The organism is Bradyrhizobium embrapense, from assembly GCF_001189235.2.
Lineage (GTDB): Bacteria > Pseudomonadota > Alphaproteobacteria > Rhizobiales > Xanthobacteraceae > Bradyrhizobium > Bradyrhizobium embrapense.
Window position 1 is genome coordinate 220,477 of sequence record NZ_LFIP02000002.1, and the last position, 19,318, is coordinate 239,794.

General features: G+C 63.9%; 16 protein-coding genes. 2 read left to right on the forward strand and 14 right to left on the reverse strand.

Annotated features, from left to right (window positions below; translation table 11 throughout):
- Nucleotides 1-6: 6 nt before the first annotated feature.
- From AKN83_RS08480 to AKN83_RS08490, 3 genes are read right to left on the reverse strand one after another with little or no spacing between them, the layout of a single operon-like run.
- Nucleotides 7-738 (reverse strand): ABC transporter ATP-binding protein, encoded by a 732-nt coding sequence (locus AKN83_RS08480; protein ID WP_050406243.1) that lies wholly within the window; start codon nt 736-738, stop codon nt 7-9.
- Nucleotides 735-2,504: a branched-chain amino acid ABC transporter ATP-binding protein/permease gene (locus tag AKN83_RS08485; RefSeq protein WP_050406244.1), complete on the reverse strand. Its 1,770-nt coding sequence runs from the start codon at nt 2,502-2,504 to the stop codon at nt 735-737. The genes AKN83_RS08480 and AKN83_RS08485 overlap by 4 nt, the downstream gene beginning before the upstream one ends.
- Before the next feature lie 5 nt (nt 2,505-2,509).
- Nucleotides 2,510-3,550 (reverse strand): branched-chain amino acid ABC transporter permease, encoded by a 1,041-nt coding sequence (locus AKN83_RS08490; protein ID WP_050406245.1) that lies wholly within the window; start codon nt 3,548-3,550, stop codon nt 2,510-2,512.
- 176 nt (nt 3,551-3,726) lie between these two features.
- On the opposite strand from AKN83_RS08490, the gene AKN83_RS08495 reads away from it, so the two are divergent.
- Nucleotides 3,727-4,245: a MarR family winged helix-turn-helix transcriptional regulator gene (locus AKN83_RS08495; RefSeq protein ID WP_050406246.1), complete on the forward strand. Its 519-nt coding sequence runs from the start codon at nt 3,727-3,729 to the stop codon at nt 4,243-4,245.
- Between the two features lie 123 nt (nt 4,246-4,368).
- Here AKN83_RS08495 and AKN83_RS08500 read toward each other — a convergent pair whose 3' ends face one another.
- The 11 genes from AKN83_RS08500 to AKN83_RS08550 form a co-directional block, all read right to left on the reverse strand.
- The gene (locus AKN83_RS08500) at nt 4,369-5,652 is read right to left on the reverse strand and encodes a glycerate kinase type-2 family protein (RefSeq protein WP_050406247.1); all 1,284 of its coding nucleotides are present in this window, start codon (nt 5,650-5,652) and stop codon (nt 4,369-4,371) included.
- Nucleotides 5,653-5,673: 21 nt separating this feature from the next.
- A complete protein-coding gene (locus AKN83_RS08505; protein ID WP_430641534.1) occupies nt 5,674-6,900 on the reverse strand; it encodes an ABC transporter substrate-binding protein in 1,227 nt (408 codons plus the stop codon).
- A gap of 292 nt (nt 6,901-7,192) precedes the next feature.
- Nucleotides 7,193-8,419, reverse strand: coding sequence for an ABC transporter substrate-binding protein (locus AKN83_RS08510; RefSeq protein ID WP_063695264.1), 1,227 nt, complete (start codon nt 8,417-8,419; stop codon nt 7,193-7,195).
- A gap of 159 nt (nt 8,420-8,578) precedes the next feature.
- A complete protein-coding gene (locus tag AKN83_RS08515) occupies nt 8,579-9,808 on the reverse strand; it encodes an ABC transporter substrate-binding protein (protein WP_063695265.1) in 1,230 nt (409 codons plus the stop codon).
- 226 nt (nt 9,809-10,034) lie between these two features.
- Complete coding sequence (locus tag AKN83_RS08520; RefSeq protein ID WP_050406250.1) at nt 10,035-11,261, reverse strand: ABC transporter substrate-binding protein; 1,227 nt, start codon at nt 11,259-11,261, stop codon at nt 10,035-10,037.
- Nucleotides 11,262-11,379: 118 nt separating this feature from the next.
- Nucleotides 11,380-12,609 (reverse strand): ABC transporter substrate-binding protein, encoded by a 1,230-nt coding sequence (locus AKN83_RS08525; RefSeq protein ID WP_050406251.1) that lies wholly within the window; start codon nt 12,607-12,609, stop codon nt 11,380-11,382.
- A gap of 28 nt (nt 12,610-12,637) precedes the next feature.
- On the reverse strand, nt 12,638-13,654 hold the full coding sequence (locus tag AKN83_RS08530; protein ID WP_050406252.1) for a branched-chain amino acid ABC transporter permease: 1,017 nt from the start codon (nt 13,652-13,654) through the stop codon (nt 12,638-12,640).
- Nucleotides 13,655-13,656: 2 nt separating this feature from the next.
- Nucleotides 13,657-14,535, reverse strand: coding sequence for a branched-chain amino acid ABC transporter permease (locus AKN83_RS08535; protein WP_024581729.1), 879 nt, complete (start codon nt 14,533-14,535; stop codon nt 13,657-13,659).
- A 13-nt stretch (nt 14,536-14,548) separates the two neighbouring features.
- Entirely contained in the window at nt 14,549-15,262 is a 714-nt protein-coding gene (locus AKN83_RS08540) for an ABC transporter ATP-binding protein (RefSeq protein ID WP_050406253.1), read from the reverse strand.
- The gene (locus AKN83_RS08545; RefSeq protein WP_050406254.1) at nt 15,259-16,056 is read right to left on the reverse strand and encodes an ABC transporter ATP-binding protein; all 798 of its coding nucleotides are present in this window, start codon (nt 16,054-16,056) and stop codon (nt 15,259-15,261) included. Before AKN83_RS08545 ends, AKN83_RS08540 begins: the two co-directional genes overlap by 4 nt.
- A gap of 69 nt (nt 16,057-16,125) precedes the next feature.
- Nucleotides 16,126-16,992 carry an IclR family transcriptional regulator gene (locus AKN83_RS08550; protein WP_050406255.1) on the reverse strand — a complete coding sequence of 289 codons (867 nt, stop codon included), beginning with the start codon at nt 16,990-16,992 and terminating at the stop codon, nt 16,126-16,128.
- Nucleotides 16,993-17,171: 179 nt separating this feature from the next.
- Here AKN83_RS08550 and AKN83_RS08555 point away from each other — a divergent pair, with 179 nt between their 5' ends.
- Nucleotides 17,172-19,268 carry a 3-hydroxyacyl-CoA dehydrogenase NAD-binding domain-containing protein gene (locus tag AKN83_RS08555; protein ID WP_050406256.1) on the forward strand — a complete coding sequence of 699 codons (2,097 nt, stop codon included), beginning with the start codon at nt 17,172-17,174 and terminating at the stop codon, nt 19,266-19,268.
- The last annotated feature ends 50 nt before the right edge of the window (nt 19,269-19,318 follow it).

Sequence of the window (19,318 nt, forward strand, 5' to 3'; positions counted from 1 at the left end):
ATTAGACTAAATCGCGCTTTCGCCCTCGTGCTGGAAGCCGAGATAGCTCGCGGCGACGCCCTTGTTGGCGGCTATCTCATGGGCCGGGCCAGACAGCACGAACTCGCCGAGCTCCATCACATAGGCGCGGTCGGCGATCTGCAGCGCCGCCTGGGCGTTCTGCTCGACCAGCAGCACCGAGACGCCGGCTGCGCGGAGCTCGCCGACGATGCGGAAGATGTCGGCGACGATGATCGGGGCGAGGCCGAGGCTCGGCTCGTCCAGCATCAGCAGCTTCGGAGCGCCCATCAGCGCGCGGCCCATCGCCAGCATCTGCTGCTCGCCGCCGGACAGCGTGCCGGCGAGCTGCTTGCGGCGCTCCTTGAGCCGCGGAAACAGCGTGTAGACCCGCTCCAGCGAGGTCGCCGCGACCGCCTTTGCGATCCGGAAGGCGCCGAGCTCGAGATTGTCCTCGACATTCATGGTGCCGAACAATTCGCGATGTTCGGGCACCAGGCTGAGGCCGGTCGCGACGCGGTCCTCGATGTCGAGCGGCGCCATGTCGATACCGGCGAAGGTGGTGCGGCCGCGCAGCGGCAGCACGCCCATGATGGCGTTGAGCAGCGTGGTCTTGCCGGCGCCGTTGGCGCCGATGATGGTGACGATCTCGTTCTCTCCAACGTCGAGCGAGACGCCGCGCACGGCCTCGACCTTGCCGTAGGCAATGTGGACGTCGGTCACCGTCAGCAGTGCGCTCATGCGGCGGCTCCGAGATAGGCCTTGATGACATCAGGGTTGCGCTTGATCGCGGCCGGCGTGCCTTCGGCGATCTTGGTGCCGAAATCCAGCACCACGATGCGGTCGGCGAGATCCATCACGAACCCCATGTCGTGCTCGACCAGCAGCACCGACATGCCGCCGTCGCGCAATTGCCGCAGTAGCGTGGCGAGCCGTTGCTTCTCCATGTGGCGCAGGCCGGCGGCCGGTTCGTCCAGCAACAGCAGCATCGGGTCGACGCACAGGGCGCGCGCGATCTCGACAATGCGCTGCTGGCCGAGTGAGAGAGAACCCGCGAGCTGGTCGATCTGGTCGGACAGGCCGACGCGTTCGATCTGCCGCGCGGCTTCCGCCAGCAGCTTCGCCTCGTCGGTGCGGTCGAGCCGCAGCATGCTGGAGATCGCCCCGGAATTGCCGCGCAGATGCGCGCCGATCGCGACGTTCTCGAGCACGGTCATGTCGGGCACCAGCTTGACGTGCTGGAATGTGCGTGCGACCCCGAGCTTGACCACCTCTTGCGGCGGTGCGTTCTCGACCTCCTTGCCTTGCACGAAGATCTTGCCGCCGGTTGCCGACAGCACGCCGGTGATCAGGTTGAAGGTCGTGCTCTTGCCGGCGCCGTTGGGTCCGATCAGCGCGACGATCTCGCGGGCGTTGACGTCGAACGAGACATCGTTCACGGCGAGCACGCCGCCGAACTGTTTTCGTGCTTTCTCGATATGCAGCAGCACCGGGGACGTTCCCGGTGCCCGCTCGCGGTGCTCCAGCTTCACCGACGTGTCCGGTGTCTTGCGGGTGGGCTTGAACGGCAGCTTCGACATCAGCCAGGGCCAGACGCCCTGCGGCGCGAGTTGCAACAGCATCACCAGCATGATGCCGAACACGATGGTCTCGAGCTGGCTCTGGCCACCGAAGATGTAGGGCAGGTAGCTCTGCAGCACTTCCTTCAGGATCACGACGATCGCGGCGCCGAGCACGCCGCCCCAGACGTAACCGGCGCCGCCGACCACGGCGATGAACAGATACTCGATGCCGGCCTGTGCGCCGAACGGTGTCGGGTTGGCGGCGCGCTGGAAATGCGCATAGAGCCAGCCGGAGAGGCCGGCCAGAACAGCGGCATAGATGAACACCAGCAGCTTGGCGCGCGGCGTCTGCACGCCGAACGCTTCGGCCGCGACATGGCCGCGCCGCAACGCGCGGATCGCGCGTCCGGTGCGGGAATCCAGCAAGTTCATGGTCAAGAGCGCGGCGACCAGCACCGCGACCCAGATCGCGTAATAGATCGTATCCGGGTTCAGCATCTTGAACGAGCCGATCGAGAGCGGCGGGATGCCCGAAATGCCGTCGTTGCGGCCGAGGAATTCCAGCTTGCTGAACAGATAGAACAGCCCGATGCCCCAGGCGATGGTGCCGAGCGGCAGGTAGTGGCCGGACAACCGCACCGTGACGAGGCCGAGCAGCACGGCCGCGATTCCGCTGACCAATAACGACGCCGGCAGCGTCAGCCACGGCGAGACGCCATAGGCGGTGGTCAGCACCGCGGTGGTGTAGGCGCCGAAGCCGCAGAACGCGGCCTGTCCGAACGAGGTGAGGCCGCCGACGCCGGTGAGCAGCACCAGCCCCATCGCGACCAGCGCGGCGAGGCCGATATTGTCGAGCAGCACGATCCAGAACGGCGGGATGCCCGGGACAAGCGGGATCACCGCCAACACGAGCGCGAAGATGACGAGAGGAAGTCGCTGCGTCATCGCGCTCAATCCTTCTCTTCTTCGACCTGGGGCGCTGCAAGCGAGCGCAGCACCAGGACGGGAAGGATCAGCGTGAACACGATGACTTCCTTGAAGTTGCTCGCGTAGAACGAGGAGAAGGCCTCGACGATGCCGACCAGGATGGCGGCGACCGCGGTCAGGGGATAGCTGACGAGGCCGCCGATGATGGCGGCGATGAAACCCTTGAGGCCGATCAGGAAGCCGGTGTCGTAATAGAGCGTCGTGATCGGCACGATCAGGATGCCGGAAATCGCGCCGATCACTGAGGCGAGCAGGAATGCGATCTGGCCCGACAGCGTGGTGCGGATGCCGACCAGGCGGGCGCCGAGGCGATTGACCGCGGTGGCGCGCAGCGCCTTGCCGGTCTTGGTGTAGCCGAAGAACAGCCACAGCCCCACGATGAAGCCGATCGTCAGGGCGTACACGGCAAGGCTCTGGCCGGTGAAGCGCAGCGGACCTGCGGTCACCGCGGCGCTCGACAGCGCCGGGCCGCGCAGGCCTTCGGCGCCGAAGAACACCAGGCCCAGGCCCTGCAGCGCCAGATGGCAGCCGACCGAGGCGATCAGCAGCACCAGCACGGAGGTGTGCGCGATCGGCTGGAAGGCGATGCGGTAGAGGAACAGCCCGATCGCCGCCACGATCAAGAGTGCCAGCGCGATGTTGACGGCGATCGGCGTATGGGGACCGACCAGTGCATAGACGAGGCCGAGCAGCGCGAAGGGAAACACGATGTTGAGCCCGACCGAGCGCATCACCAGTCGGGCATGCAACGCCTTGCGCGCGAAGAACAGGTCGAGCGCGAAAGCGACGATGCCCATCGCGACCGCAAGGCGCACCGTACCGGGCACCTGCCCGGTCGCCAGCATGGCGTAGCTCAGCGCGCCGTAGGTGACGAATTCGCCCTGCGGGATCAGGATCACCCGCGTCACCGCGAACACCAGCACGAGGGCCAGCCCGAGCAGTGCGTAGATCGCGCCATTGGTGATGCCGTCCTGCAGCAGGAACAGCATGATCGTTGTGTTCAAGGCCGAGCGCTCCCCCTCAAGCGTCGGACCGCCGCGGCCGGTTGTGCCGGTCGGGTCGGCCGATATCGGCTGTTGATAGCCGCCGGTATTTGATATAGTTCATAACGATTATTGGATATAATCTCAAGGTCCCCGAGCGTCCCGCGGGGTTTTACCGGGATTGCGAGCCTGGAGCGATGACTGTTTCCAAGACCGCCGCCGATGCCGTTCGTTCGCCGCGTGCCCAGCGCCGGGAACCGGTCGATCCTGCCGGGGACGACAGCATGCTGCAACTGGGCGAACTGTCCGGACTGCTCGGCTATTCGCTGAAGCGCGCGCAGCTCAAGGTGTTTGAGGACTTCCTGCGCTGCGTCGCGCCGCTGCAGCTGACGCCGGCGCAGTTCTCGGTGCTGCTGCTGCTCGACAAGAATCCGGGCCGCAACCAGACCGAGATCGCCAACACGCTCGGCATCCTCAGGCCGAATTTCGTCGCCATGCTCGACGCGCTGGAGAGCCGCGACCTTTGCGCGCGGATGCGCTCCACCAACGACCGCCGCTCCCACATCCTGGTCCTGACCGACAGGGGCCGCGCCGTGCTGGCGCGCGCCAAGAAGCTGGTCGCCAACAAGCACGAGGCGCGGTTGATCGAGGTGCTCGGCCCGGCCAACCACGCCGCGCTGCTTGAGATGCTGGCGAAGCTCGCGCAGGAGTTTTGAGGCCGGCGGCGCCTCTGCCGTCATTGCGAGCGTAGCGAAGCAATCTATCGTGCAGCATGCACGGAACGATGGATTGCTTCGTCGCTATCGCTCCTCGCAATGACGGGGAGAGAGCGGTGAGTCTCAATCCACCAAAATCACCCTGACATCGTTGACGTTGGTCAGCGTCGGCCCGGTCAGCAGCAAGTCCCCGGTCTGCGCGAAGAACCCGGTGGCATCGTTGTTCTCGAGATAGGCCTTGGGGTCGAGGCCGAGCGACTTCATCTTCGCGAAGGTCGCATGATCGATCGCGGCCCCGGCGGGGTCGGTGGCGCTGCCGGCGCCGCCATCGGCGCCATCGGTGTCGGCGGCCAGCGCTGCGACATTTGGCGTGTCCTTGAGCAGGTCGGCCAGCGCCAGCGCGTATTCCTGGTTGGGGCCGCCACGGCCGTTGCCGCGCACCGTCACCGTGAGCTCGCCGCCGGAGATGATCGCGACGCGCTTGCCCTCGCTGCGTGCCTTCAATGCGAGCCGCGCGTGCCCGGCTGCGACGTCGCGCGCCTCGCCCTCGAGATCGGCGCCGAGCGCGATGGTCTCGTAGCCGGCGTCCTGCGCGACCTTCACCGCAGCGTCGATCGAGGCTTTCGGCTTGGCCAGCAGCTCGAACGTCGCGCGCGCAAAGGCGGGATCGCCCGGCTTGCAGCTCTCGTTCCTGGGATCGTCGAGCGCGCGGCGGACTGCGTCGTCGACGGAGAGATTGTATTTGGCGACCAGCGCACGGGCATCTGCCAGGGTGGTCGGATCCGGCACGGTCGGCCCCGATGCGATCGCGGAGGGGTCGTCATGCGGCACGTCTGATATCGCCAGCGTGACGACCTCGGCGGCGTGCTGGCCGGCGCGTGCCAGCCGTCCTCCCTTGATGCGCGACAGATGCTTGCGGACGATGTTCATTTCGCCGATCGGCGCGCCGGAGCGCAGCAGCGCGCGGTTGACCTGCTGCTTCTGGGCAAAGCTGACGCCCTCGACGGGCGCGATCCAGTTCGCCGAGCCGCCGCCGGTCAACAGCACCAGCAGGAGATCGTCGGGCGTGGCTTCTGCCGCGAGCCGCAGCGTATCGTCGGCCGCGCGCAGGCCGGCTTCATCGGGCACCGGATGGCCGGCCTCGACCACCCTGATGCGGCGGGTCGGCACGCCATGGCCGTGGCGGGTGGTGGCGATGCCGACCAGCCGCGACGGTTCGAGCCCGAGCGTGTCGAGATAGTGCCGTTCCGCCGCCGCGGCCATGGCGCCGGCGCCCTTGCCGGCGGCGAGGCAGATCACGCGTCCCTTCAGCGCCGGCCGCAGCCGCGATGCCAGCACGACATCGGGATGCGCAGCCGCCACCGCGGCATCGAAGATCGAACGCAGGAGAGGACGACGGTCGGTCATGGCTGTGCTTTCGTTACGCGGTCAGTTTCCGCCGATTTCGCCGCTGATGACGTCGCCGAACAATTGCCAGCGCTCGCCCTTGAACTGCATCAGCTGCAATTGCTCGATCGGCTGGAAGTCGGTCGGCCCCGTGGTCAGCGTTACGCCGGGCAGCAGGCCGCCCTGCGCAAACTGCTTCAGGCTCGCCGCCTGCTTCATCACATTGGCGCGGGTGAGGTCGTCGCCGCAGCGGCGCAGCACCTCGACCATGGTGGTCGCCATGTTGTAGCCAGTCATCGCCGAGGCATCGACGCGGTTGGTGTCGGGCATGTATTTGGCCAGCAGTTCGTCGAACGCCTTCATGCCGGCGTCGTCCTTCCACTGCGGATCGCTGGCGTCCTTGGCGTAGGCCGCCGAGATCACGCCCTGGGCGTTGTCGAGGCCCGCGGGGCGCATCACCGTCGCGGTGGAGGCCGAGACGTTGGAGACGATGGTCACCGGCTTCCAGTTCATCTCGCCGAGCTTCTTGATCGCCTGGGCGCCGAATTTCGGCGTGGTGAAGAAGATGATGACGTCGGGGTTCGATGATTTCAGCCGCACCACATGGGAATCGATGGTAGGCTCGGCAACCTCGTAGCTCTCCTTGGCGACGACCCGTGCGGGATCGCTGGCGAAGCCGTCTTCCAGGCCCTTCAGATAGTCCTTGCCCATGTCGTCGTTCTGATAGAGCACCGCGACCTTTGCGGCAGGCTTCTCCTTGAGCAGATATTTCGCGTAGATTCGCGACTCGCTCTGGTAGCTCGGCAGCCAGCCCATGGTCCATGGGAACGCCTTCGGATCGTTCCACTTGGTCGCGCCGGTGGCAACGAACAGCTGCGGCACCTTCTTGGCGTTGAGATATTTCTGGATCGCGGTGTTGGAGGCGGTGCCGAGCGTGCCGAACAGGAACAGCACCTCGTCGCTCTCGACCAGCTTGCGTGCCTGCTCGACCGCCTTCGGCGGGGAATAAGCATCGTCATAGGAGATGAAATTGATCTTGCGGCCGTTAATGCCGCCGTCGTCGTTGACCTTCTTGAACACCGCAGCCATCGCCTTGCCGACCACGCCATAGGCCGACGCCGGGCCGCTATAGGGCACGATGTTGCCGATCTTGATCTCGGTATCGGTCGCACCGGTGTCGTATTTCTTCTGCGCCCATGCGGCATGGCCGGTCATGGCGGCGACGGCGAAGCCGAGCAGGGCGGTTGCGACACGGTGGCGGATCGGCATCGGCATTTCCCGAAATCTCCTTGTTGTTGCCGGCGCGGAAGGGCCGGGTTCTCTTCGGTTCTTGCCGGTTCTCCTAGCGCATTGCCGGGCAAAGTGTAAGCAGGCATCGCCGGGGCCAGAGCGTTTTCGAGCGAAGTGGACACCGGTTCGCGCGAAGAAAACGCGTCAAGACTCGAATCTGGAGCTTCGGTTCTGACTCAATCAGAACCGAAATGCTCTAGCCGGCCCATGGCGAGTGAAAGCCCCTGCGACGGTATCGCAGGGGCAATGCCAGTCGGATATTGGCGGGAGATCAGCCGCCGACGTCGGCGCTGATCACGTCGCCGAACAGTTCCCATTTCTCGCCCTTGAACTTCATCAGCTGCAACTGGCTGATCGGGGCGAAATCGTTCGCGGCGGTGTTGATCTTGATACCGGGCAGCAGCACTTCGGTGCGGAAGTCCTGCAAGCTCGCGGCCTGCTTCATGATGTTCTCGCGGGTGAGGTTGTCGCCGCACTGCTTGAGCACCTGAACCAGGGTCTGCGCCACGCCGTAGCCGGTCACCGTGCCGCCGTCGAGCTTGTCGCCTTCGGGGAAGTCCTTGGCCATGAAGGCGTAGAATTCCTTCATGCCGGGATCATTGTCCCACTGCTTGTCGGAGGCGTCCTTCAGATAGGCGGCCGAGATGATGCCCTGCGCGTTGTCGTAGCCGGCCGGCCTGATCACGCTGCCGACCGAGGCCGACACGTTGTTGAGGAAGTGCGTGGGCTTCCAGCCGACCTCAGAAACCTTCTTGATCGCCTGCGCCGCGAATTTTGGCGTCGCGATATCGACGAAGACGTCGGCGTTGCTGGCCTTCAGCTTGACGATGTGGCTGTCGATGGTCGGCTCAGAGGTCTCGAAGCTCTCCTCGGCGACGATCATGCTGGCGGCCTTCTGGCCGAGGCCGTCCTTCAGACCCTTCAGGTAGTCCTTGCCGTAATCGTCGTTCTGGTAGAGCACGGCAATCTTGGCGTTCGGCATGTTCTTCAGGATGTACTTGGCGTAGATCTGGGTCTCGCTCTGGTAGTTGGGCTGCCAGCCCATGGTCCAGGGAAAGTCCTTCGGATCGTTCCACTTGGTGGCGCCGGTGGCGACGAACAGCTGCGGCACCTTCTTGGAGTTCATGTATTTCTGGATCGCCGAGTTCGATGGCGTGCCGAGCGAATTGAAGATCAGCAGCACCTCGTCGCTTTCGACCAGCTTGCGGGCCTGCTCGACGGCCTTCGGCGGCGAGTAGGCGTCATCGTAGGAGATGAAATTGATCTTGCGGCCGTTGATGCCGCCGGCGTCGTTGATCTTCTTGAAATAGGCAGCCTCGGTGCGGCCGATGATGCCGTAGGCGGAGGCGGGGCCGCTGTAGGGCATGATGTTGCCGATCTTGATCTCGGTGTCGCTGGCGCCGGTGTCGTATTTCTTCTGGGCAAGCGCAGCGCTGCTGGATGTCGCGACGAGCGCGAGCGCGGCCCCGAGGACCGCAAGTCTTGTGGTAGCGGACATCTATGTCTCTCTCCCTGTTGTCAGACGAATGTGTCGCGGCCCCCTGTTTCGAGGGCTCTGTTGTTATCAGGTGAAATTACCATCTTGGCCGGGTCGTCTCAATGAAAAGCCCCTGCGACAACGCCGCAGGGGCTCTGGTCTTTAGTCGACAATTCCGGGTCAGCCGCCGACGTCGCCGCTCAAAATCTCGCCAAAGCGCTCCCAGGTCTGGCCCTTGAAGCGGATCAGTTGCAGTTGCGAGAGCGGCGCGAAATCGGTAGCGGAGGTATTGACCTTGACACCCGGCAACAGGCCGCCGGGTTCGTAATCGCGGATGCTGGCCGCCTGCTTCATGACGTTCTCGCGGGTCAGGTCGTCGCCGCACGCCTTGAGCACATGCACCAGGCCCTGCGAGACGATGTAGGCGTACATCACGGAGGCATCGGCGCGGTTCGCTTCCGGATAGTATTTATCGAGGAACTCGTTCCAGGCGATCATTGCCTTGTCGGTCTTCCACTGCGGGTCGGTCGGGTCCTTGAAATACTGCGACGAGATAATGTCCTGGGCGTTCTCGAAGCCCGCGGGCTTGATCACACTGCCGATCGATCCGGAGACGTTGTTGAGGAAATGCAGCGGATGCCAGTTGAGCTCGGCGTTCTTCTTGATCGCCTGCGCCGCGAACTTCGGCGTCGTGATGTTGAAGAACACGTCGGCGCCGGAAGCCTTGAGCCTGACGATGTGAGAGTCGATGGTCGGCTCCGTCACCTCGTAGCTGTCTTCGGCGACGATCATGGACGCAGCCTTGCTGCCGAGCCCGTCCTTGAATCCTTTCAGATAATCCTTGCCGTAATCGTCGTTCTGGTAGAGCACCGCGATCTTGGCGTCGGGCTTGTTCTTCAGGATGTACTTCGCATAGATGACCGACTCGCTCTGGTAGTTGGGCTGCCAGCCCATCGTCCAGGGGAATTCGCGCGGGTCGTTCCACTTGGTGGCGCCGGTGGCGACGAACAGTTGCGGCACCTTCTTCTGGTTCATGTATTTCTGGATCGCCGAGTTCGGCGGCGTGCCGAGCGAATTGAAGATCAGCAGCACCTCGTCGCTCTCGACGAGCTTGCGCGCCTGCTCGACGGTCTTCGGCGGCGTATAGGCGTCGTCGTAGCTGATGAAGGTGATCTTGCGGCCGTTGATGCCGCCCTCGGCGTTGATCTTGCGGAAATAGGCCGCCTCGGTCTTGCCGATCACGCCATAGGCCGAAGCCGCCCCGCTGTAGGGCATGATGTTGCCGATCTTGATTTCGCTGTCGGAGGCACCGATGTCGTATTTCTTCTGCGCGACGGAGGGGGTCGTGGCCGCCGCGAGCAATGCGAGGGCAGCCGAAAAGGCCCCCAACCGCAAATGGATAGCAGGCATTTTGATCTCCCTTGGATCACGGTGAATGTGTCACGATTTTTGGAGTGGGAGCACTTTGCGGCTCCTTCCGGCATTGAATACCTTTCGTCTGGTGGCAGCAACAGGAAGCCTCCCGCGGCGCTGCCGCGGAGGGCGTCATTTAGTCGAAAGCGTTGCGAGGAAAATCAGCGCCGCGGAATCGCCTCGCAACACACGCGAAGCGTTTGCGTGGAGTTCGTGGGTCGCCCTAGTTGCTGAGCCCGCTCGAGATGATGTCGCCGAACAGCTCCCACTTCTCGCCCTTGAAGCGCATCAGCTGCAACTGCTTGATCGGCGCGAAGTCGGTGGCCGAGGTGTTGATGCTGATGCCCGGCAGCAGCGTGCCCGGGACATAATCCTTCAGGCTCGCGGCCTGCTTCATGATGTTGGCGCGGGTAAGGTCGTCGCCGCACATCTCCAGCACCTGCGCCATGGTCTGTGCGGCTGCGTAGCCGAACGAGGTGGCGCCGTCGAGCTTGTTGGCCTCGGGGTAATCCTTCTTGAGGAAGGCAAGGAATGTCTCCATGCCGGGGTCCTTGTCCCATTGCGGATCGGCGCCGTCCTTGAGATAGGACGCCGACAGGATGCCCTGCGAATTCTCGAAGCCGGCCGGCTGCATCACGCCGCCGACCGAGGCGGAGACGTTGGCGACGATCTGCAACGGTGTCCAGGCGATTTCGGCGGCCTTCTTGATGGCCTGCGCCGCGAATTTCGGTGACGTGATGCTGACGAATGTGTCGGCGCCGGCCGCCTTCAGCTTGACGATATGGCTGTCGATCGTGGGCTCCGACGTCTCGTAAGCTTCTTCGGCGACGATCATCGAGGTCTTGTCGCCGAACGCGTCCTTCAGGCCCTTGAGGTAGTCCTTGCCGAAATCGTCATTCTGGTAGAGCACCGCGACCTTGGCGTCGGGCTTGTGCTTCATGATGTATTTTGCGTAGACCCGCGCCTCGTCCTGGTAGGACGGCTGCCAGCCCATGGTCCACGGATAGTTCCTGGGGTCGTTGAACTTGGAGGCGCCGGAGGCGATGAACAGCTGCGGCACCTGTTTCTCGTTCATGTATTTCCGGATCGCCGCGTTGCTGCCGGTGCCGACCGAGCCGAACACCAGCAGCACCCCGTCGTCCTCGACCAGCTTGCGCGTCTGTTCGACCGTCTTTGCCGGTGAGTAGCCGTCGTCATAGGAGATGAACGTGATCTTGCGGCCGTGGATGCCGCCGGCCGCGTTGATCATCTTGAAGTAGGCCGCCTCGGTCTTGGCGATCGTGCCGTAGGCGGATGCGGGGCCGCTGTAGGGCACGACGTTGCCGATCTTGATCTCGGTGTCGCTGGCCCCGGTGTCGTAGCGCTTCTGCGCCAGCGCGACATTGCAGCTCGTCAGGATCAGAGCGAATGCGGACAACAGCGCCGTCAGGGACGGACGTGCGGCAGTCATGGTTTCCCCACCTCGAGTTCTTGGTTTGCAGTATTCAATACCATCGGCGCGGGGCGTCAACAAAAAGCCCCCGCGACGGCGATCGCGGAGGCCGTTGTTTTATTCCCGCAGTGCAACCTCACTCGGAGGGGACGTCGCCGGAAATGATGTCACCGAACAGTTCCCACTTCTGACCCTTGAAGCGCTGCATCTGCAACTGGGCGATCGGGGCGAAGTCGGTAGCCGAGGTGTTGATCTTGACGCCGGGCAGCAAGGTGTCCGGCGTAAAGTCCTTCAGGCTTGCCGCCTGCTTCATGACGTTGGCGCGGGTGAGGTCGTCGCCGCACATTTCCAGCACCTTGGCAAGCGTCTGCGCGGCGCCATAGCCGTAGACGTAACCGCCATCGGTCCGATCGGCACCCGGCATGTACTTGTCGAGGAAGGCTGACCATTTCTTCATGCCGGGATCGCTGGCCCATTGCGGATCGGCGCCGTCCTTGGCGTAGGCTGCCGACAGCACGCCCTGGGCGTTGTCGAAGCCGGCCGGCTGCATCACGCTGCCGACCGAGGCCGACACGTTGGTGATGATCTGCAGCGGCTTCCAGCCGAGCTCGGCGGTCTTCTTGATAGTCTGGGCGCCGAATTTCGGCGTGGTGTAGATCAGCAGCACGTCCGGATTAGCGGCCTTGATCTTGACGATATGGCTGTCGATCGACGGCTCGGAAATCTCGTAGCTCTCCTCCATGATGATGCTGGAGGCCGCCTTGGCGCCGAAGCCGTCCTTGGTGCCCTTGAGGTAGTCTTTGCCGAAATCGTCGTTCTGATAGAGGATCGCGACCTTGGCGTCGGGCTTCTCCTTCATCAGCCATTTGGCATAGATCTGCGCTTCGCTCTGGTAGCTCGGCTGCCAGCCCATGGTCCACGGGAAGTTCTTCGGGTCGTTCCACTTGGTTGCGCCGGTGGCGACGAACAGCTGCGGGATCTTCTTGGAATTCAGGTATTTCTGGATCGCCGTGTTGGACGGCGTGCCGAGCGGGTTGAAGACCAGCAGCACTTCGTCGCTCTCGACCAGCTTGCGCACCTGCTCGACCGCTTTCGGCGGCGAGTAGGCGTCGTCATAGGTGACGAAGTTGACCTTGCGGCCGTTGATGCCGCCCTGGTCGTTGATCATCTTGAAATAGGCTTCTTCGGTCTTGCCAATCACGCCGTAGGCGGAGGCTGGTCCCGAATAGGGGATGATGTTGCCGATCTTGATCTCGGTATCGCTTGCGCCGGTGTCGTATTTCTTTTGGGCGAATGCGGCAGTGGACGTCGCAGCAACGGCTGTGATCGCCGCGGAAATCGCGGCGATCCGAACGGTAGAAAGCATAATGTCTCCTGGTCTGGTCTAAAGATTCTTAGTTCTTCTTGAGCTTTGCGGCCAGTTGCTGGGCAACGATCGCAACCTGCCTGGCGCCGTGCGGCACGAGGAAGATGACGAGGAACAGCAACACGCCGAACACCGCGCCGGACAGGCCCTTCGAGATGCCTTCGGCGATGTTCGGCACGAAGATGATGAAGGCCGAGCCGACGATCGAGCCGGGCAGCCAGCCGACGCCGCCGACCACCATGCCGAGGAACAGCGAGATCGCGAGCTGGATGGTGTAGCCGTCGGGCGCTACGAACTGCACCGCGATGGCGCCGAGACCGCCGGCAACGCCAGTGATGCCGGCCGAGACGCCGAACGCCAGGGTCTTGTACAGCGCGACGTCGACGCCCATCGCCGAAGCCGCGATCTCGTTGTCGCGGATCGCCATGAAGGCTCGGCCGGAGCGCGAGCGCAGCAGGTTCACCGAGGCGACGTAGATCGCGATCGAGACCGCCAGGGTGAAGTAGTAGAGCCACATGTCCTGCGACAGCGGCAGCCCGAACGGCGCATCCGGCTTGGTGACGACGAGGCCCTGCACGCCGCCGGTCCAGTGCTCGAAATAGCCGAGCTTGAGCAGCTGCGGCATTGCGGTGGCGAGCGCGAAGGTCGCGAGCGCCAGGTAAACGCCCGATAGCCGCAGCGCCGGCTGGCCGAACAGGAAGCCGAAGCCGAAGCAGACGATGCCGGCGATCGGCAGTGTCAGGGCATAGTTCATGCCCGCATGCTCCATCAGGATCGCCGACGTATAGGCGCCGACGGCGTAGAACGCGCTCTGGCCGAGCGAGAACTGGCCGCTTCCGCCGGTCAGGATGTTGAGCGCCATCACCGCAAGCGCGTAGATCAGAAGCATCGTCATCTGGAAGATGATGAAGTTCTTCACGAACAGCGGGATCAGGATCAGCGCGGCAAGCACGACGAGCGAGGTGCCGTAGCCCAGCGTCATGGCACGCTTCGGCACGGCCTCGACGGCGGCGGCTTCTGTGACGATTTCTTCAGCGGCGCTCATGATCAAACTCGCTTGACGATGGCGCGACCGAACAGGCCTGCCGGTTTAACGACCAGGACGACGATGATCAGCGCAAGCGCGATCGGAAGTTTCAGTTCATTGCCGACACCGGGGATGTAGGTGCCGACCAGGTTCTCGAAGATGCCGACCAGGAAGCCGCCCATGACAGCGCCGAACGGCGAGCTCAGACCGCCGAGCACGGCTGCGGCAAACCCGTAGATCAGCACGCCGAGCATCATGTTCGGCTCGAGGAACACCACGGGGGCGATCATCATGCCGGCGATCGAGCCGATCGCGGACGCCATGCCCCAGCCCAGCGCGATCATCCAGGAGGTGTTGATGCCGACCAGCCGGGCCGATTCAGGCAGCGAGGCGGCCGCCCGCATCGCAAGGCCGACCCGGGTGAAGCGGAAGAAGAAGAACAGCAGGAGCAGCATCAAGAGGGTGATGCCGATCATGCCGGCCTGGTGGGTCGAGATCAGCTGGCTGCCGAGGAACGGCGAGGAGCCGAACGGCGTCGGATACTGCTTGATGGTGAAGTCCCAGATCAGGCCGGCGACCGAGTTGATGATCGCATACAGCGCGATGAAGCCGGCGACGTTGGTCAGGATCGGGGCCTTCGCCAGCGGCTTGAACAGCAGCCGCTCGATGACGATGCCGGCGGCGAACGAAAAGGCGACGGTGAGCACGAAGGCGCCCCAATATGGGACGCCCCACTGCATCAGCTGCCAGGACACGAAGGTCGAGAACATCGCCATTTCGCCCTGGGCGAAATTCAGATGGTCGATGGCCTGGTAGATCATCACGACCGCGAGCGCCATGCAGGCATAGATCGCGCCCGTGGCGATGCCGGCCAGGACCTGGTTGGCAAAAAGCTCCATTGTGCCAGCTCCCTCAGTAGCCGAGATAGGATTTGCGGACGTCTTCGTTGTTCGCGATGTCCTTGGCATTGCCCGACATCACGATCCGTCCGGTTTCGATCACATAGGCCTGGTCGGCGAGCTCGAGCGCCAGTTGCGCGTTCTGCTCGACCACCAGGATGGTCACCTTTTCCTCGCGATTGATCTTGCCGAGGATGCGGAACAGGTCGCGCACGATCAGCGGCGCGAGGCCGAACGACGGCTCGTCGAGCAGCATCAGGCGCGGCCGCAGCATCAGCGCGCGCGCCACCGCAAGCATCTGCTGCTCGCCGCCCGACAGCGTGCCGGCCTGCTGGGTGTAGCGCTGCTTCAGCACCGGGAAATGTTCGTACATCCGCTCGATGTCGGAGCCGATCGCCTTGGTGTCGGAACGGCTGATGGCCCCGAGCTGCAGGTTTTCCTCCACCGTCATGTTGGTGAAGGTGCCGCGGCCCTGCGGCACATGGGCGATGCCGAGGCGGACCACGTTCTCGGTGGAACGGGTGCCGATCGGCTTGCCCTCGAACTCGATCGCGCCGGTCGATCGCACCATGTTGCAGATCGCCCGCAGCGTGGTGGTCTTGCCGGCGCCGTTGGCGCCGAGCAGGGTGGTCAGTGAACCCTCGTTGAGCGAGAAGGAGAGGCCGTGCAGGGCCTGGACCTGGCCGTAATAGGCGCGCAGGTCCTTGACGTTGAGCATCGCTGTCATTGGTCCTTGCTCCCCAGATAGGCCTTGATGACGTCGGGGTCGGCCTGGACCTGGGCCGGCGTGCCTTCGGCCAGCTTGCGGCCGAAATTGAGCGCGACGACGTGGTCGGCGATCGACATCACGAGACCCATGTGATGTTCGACCAGCAACACCGTAATTTTACGGTCATCGCGGATTTTGCGGATCAAATCGCCGAGCACGTAGACTTCCTCGTGATTGAGGCCGCCGGCCGGCTCGTCGAGCAGCAGGATCTTCGGATCTGCGGCCAAAGCGCGCGCCAGTTCGACGCGCTTCTGGGTGCCGAAGGGAAGTCCCGAGACCACGGTGTGGGCGACGTCCTCGAGATCGAGATAGCCGAGGATGTCGTGCACCTTCTTGTTCATGTCGCTCTCGCCGCGGCGAACCCAGGCGAGACGCAGCGAGTCGCTGACGATGTCGCTCGAGGTGCGGGCATGGGCGCCGACGCGCACGTTGTCGATCACGGACAGATTGGGAAACAATGCGACGTTCTGGAAGGTGCGGCCGATGCCGATCTCCGCGATCCGGTGCGGCGGCCGCGACAGAATGCTTTTGCCTTCCATCAGGATGTCGCCGGATGACGGCTGATAGAGCCGCGACAGGCAGTTGAACAGCGTCGTCTTGCCGGCGCCGTTCGGTCCGATCAGGCCGAGGATCTGCCCATGGCGCATGTCGAACGACACGCCATTCAATGCGATGATGCCGCCGAACACGACGCTGACGTCGCGAACCGCAAGCAGAGGATCATTCCCCTGCGCGAGCTGTGCCTGCGTCATCTCGTCTCGCCCGCCATCTCTGCGCGGTGCGAGCGGCCCTGCGATGGATTTCGCCGGACGCGATGGAGGCTATCTGATCCCCTCGGCCAAACGTGCAACTTTCCCTCCTACTCTGGTCTTTTTGCGTTCTTCTTTTTTGGATTGCGGCGCCATTCCACCGAGCGCCTGCTCGATGTTCCTTACCATCGCGACAAGACGAGGTCCAATGTCGTTGAGCAATCTGTCTTCCGTGAAGCGGAATGCCGGCGCGCCGCAATTGAACGCGTAAGGACCGGTTCCGTCGTTCAATTTCAACGCAACGCCGGCTGCGGCGACGTCGTTCTGCCAGTCGCCGGTGGACAGTGTGAAGCCGTGTTTTGCGACTGTCTCACCCGAGCGCTCGATGCCGTCACGCATCTTGGCCCAGCGACTGCCATAGTGATCCCGCAGCTCGCGCAATAATGCCGCACGCTCGTCAGGTGGCAATGCCCAAATATAGGCACGTCCCATCGCGGTGGTTGCGATCGGCACCCGCGAGCCGACGTCGAGTTGCACGCCGAGCGCCAGGCCGTTCCTGCTCTGCCCGAAATAGATCATGCTGTGGCGGTCGCGGCCGCCGACAGCGACCGCGCCGCCGGTCGCGCGCATCACTTCTTCTCGATAGGGCTCGGACAAATGCCGAACGCCGAGATTGGCGAGCGCGGCATAGCCGAGCGCCATTGCCGACGGCGCGAGCTGATACTTCTCGAATTTCGGTACCGGCGTAAGGTATCCCAGCTTGGTCAGGGTGTAGGTCAGCCGGGAAATGGTTGGCTTCGGTAACTTGGTGCGGGCGGCAATCTCCTGATTGCCGAGCAGCCCGTCATTGGGTTGAAATGCGCGCAGGACATCCAGTCCGCGGGAAAGCGCGACGACGAAATTGCGATCGGTCGCTGCTTTCTTGCTGGCGCGCTTCATCCCTATCCTTGCCTGCCCCTGTCATGCTCGTTGACAAGGCTCGTGCTTCAAAATAACCCTCCGTGTCAAGATGTGGAATTAAATTTCGCAGTGCGAAATTGGTCTGATCGCAGCGGCTCGACGCAAGTCGTGCAGCTACTCAACACAAGTTCAAGAACAAGCATCCAGGGAGAGTCCCGGTGAGTGAAGTCGTCAAGCTCGAACGTCATGACAACATTGCCGTCGTCACGGTTAATAGTCCGCCGGTGAATGCGCTGAGCGCGGCGGTGCGCGGCGGGATATTCGAATGCATCAAGAGCGCGATCGACGATGCGCAGGTCCAGGGCATCGTGCTGACCTGCGCCGGCCGCACCTTCATCGCCGGCGCCGATATCACCGAATTCGGCAAGCCGCCGAAGCCGCCCGGCCTCGCCGAGGTACTGAGCCTGATGGAGAGTTCGCCGAAGCCGATCGTTGCCGCGATCCACGGCACGGCGCTCGGTGGCGGTCTCGAGGTCGCGCTGGCTTGCCACTATCGCGTCGCCACCAAGGACGCCAAGCTCGGCCTGCCCGAGGTGAAGCTCGGCCTGCTGCCGGGCGCCGGAGGCACCCAGCGCCTGCCGCGTGCGGTCGGCCCCGAACTCGCGGTCAAGATGATCGTCGGCGGCGATCCGATCAGCGCGGATGCCGCGCTGAAGGCCGGCCTGATCGACGAGATCGTCGAGGGGCCGGCGTCGGGCGGTGAGGCATTTGCGCGCAAGGTGGTCGCCGAAAAGCGACCGCTGCGCAAGCTGCGCGATGACGACAGCAAGCTTGCCGCGGCCAAGGCCGACCGTTCGATCTTCACCAATGCGGTCGCTGCGCTGACCAAGAAGTCGCGCGGCCTCGAGGCGCCGTTCGCTGCCGCCGATGCCGTCGGCGCCGCGATCGACCTGCCGTTCGACGAAGGCCTGAAGAAGGAGCGCGAGGGCTTCCTCAAGCTGATGAACGGCGAACAGTCCAAGGCGCAGCGTTATGCGTTCTTCGCCGAGCGTGAAGCCGCCAAGATCTCCGGTATCCCCGAAGGCACCAAGGGCCGCAACGTCGCGCGCGTCGCCATCCTCGGCGCCGGCACCATGGGCGGCGGCATCGCGATGTCGTTCGCCAATGCCGGCATCCCGGTCACCCTGATCGAGACCGGCGAGGAGCAGCTCAAGCGCGGCATGGGCATCATGCAGAAGAACTACGAGGCGACCGCCGCGCGCGGTGGCATCCCGGCGGACGCGCCCGCCAAGCGCATGGCGCTGATCAACGGCGTCGTCGGGATCGAGAACGTCGGCGACGCCGATCTCGTCATCGAGGCGGTGTTCGAGACCATGGCGGTCAAGAAGGAAGTGTTCGGCAAGCTCGATCAGTACGCCAAGCCGGGCGCGGTGCTGGCGTCCAACACCTCCTACCTCAACATCGACGAGATCGCGAAAGCGACCAAGCGTCCGCAGGACGTGCTCGGCATGCACTTCTTCTCGCCGGCCAACGTCATGAAGCTGTGCGAGATCGTGCGCGCCGACAAGACCGCGCCGGATGCGCTGGTCACCGCCGTCTCGATCGCGCGCAAGATCGCAAAGGTGCCGGCCGTGGTCGGCGTCTGCGACGGTTTCGTCGGCAACCGCATGCTGGCGCAGCGCGGCAAGCAGGCCGAGAAGCTGCTGTTCGAAGGCGCGTTGCCGCAGCAGGTGGACGCTGTCGTCACCAAGTTCGGCATGCCGATGGGCCCGTTCGCGATGGGCGATCTCGCCGGTCTCGATATCGGCTGGCGCTCGCGCAAGGACCGCGGCATCAAGTCGGAGATCGCGGATGCGCTGTGCGAAGCCGGCCGCTTCGGCCAGAAGACCGGCAAGGGCTACTACAAGTATGAGCAGGGCTCGCGCGCGGCGCTGCCCGATCCGGAGGTCGAGAAGCTGATCGACGAGACGCTGGCCCGTCTCGGCCGCAAGAAGCGCGTCGTCAGCGACGACGAGATCCTCGAGCGGATGATGTACCCGATGATCAACGAGGGCGCGAAGATCCTCGCCGAAGGCATCGCGGCGCGTCCGTCTGACATCGACGTGGTCTGGCTCTATGGCTATGGCTGGCCGATCTATCGCGGCGGCCCGATGTTCTGGGCCGACACCGTCGGCCTCAAGCACATCGCCGACCGCCTGGCCTTCTACGCCAAGGAGACCAACGATCCCTCGCTCGAGCCGGCGCCGCTGCTGAAGAAGCTCGCCGACGAAGGCAAGACCTTCGCCTCGCTCGCCGCAGCGTCGAAGGCGGCGTGATCACGTTCGGCGATACAACGGCAGTGACTGGGTTCCCTCTCCCCTTGTGG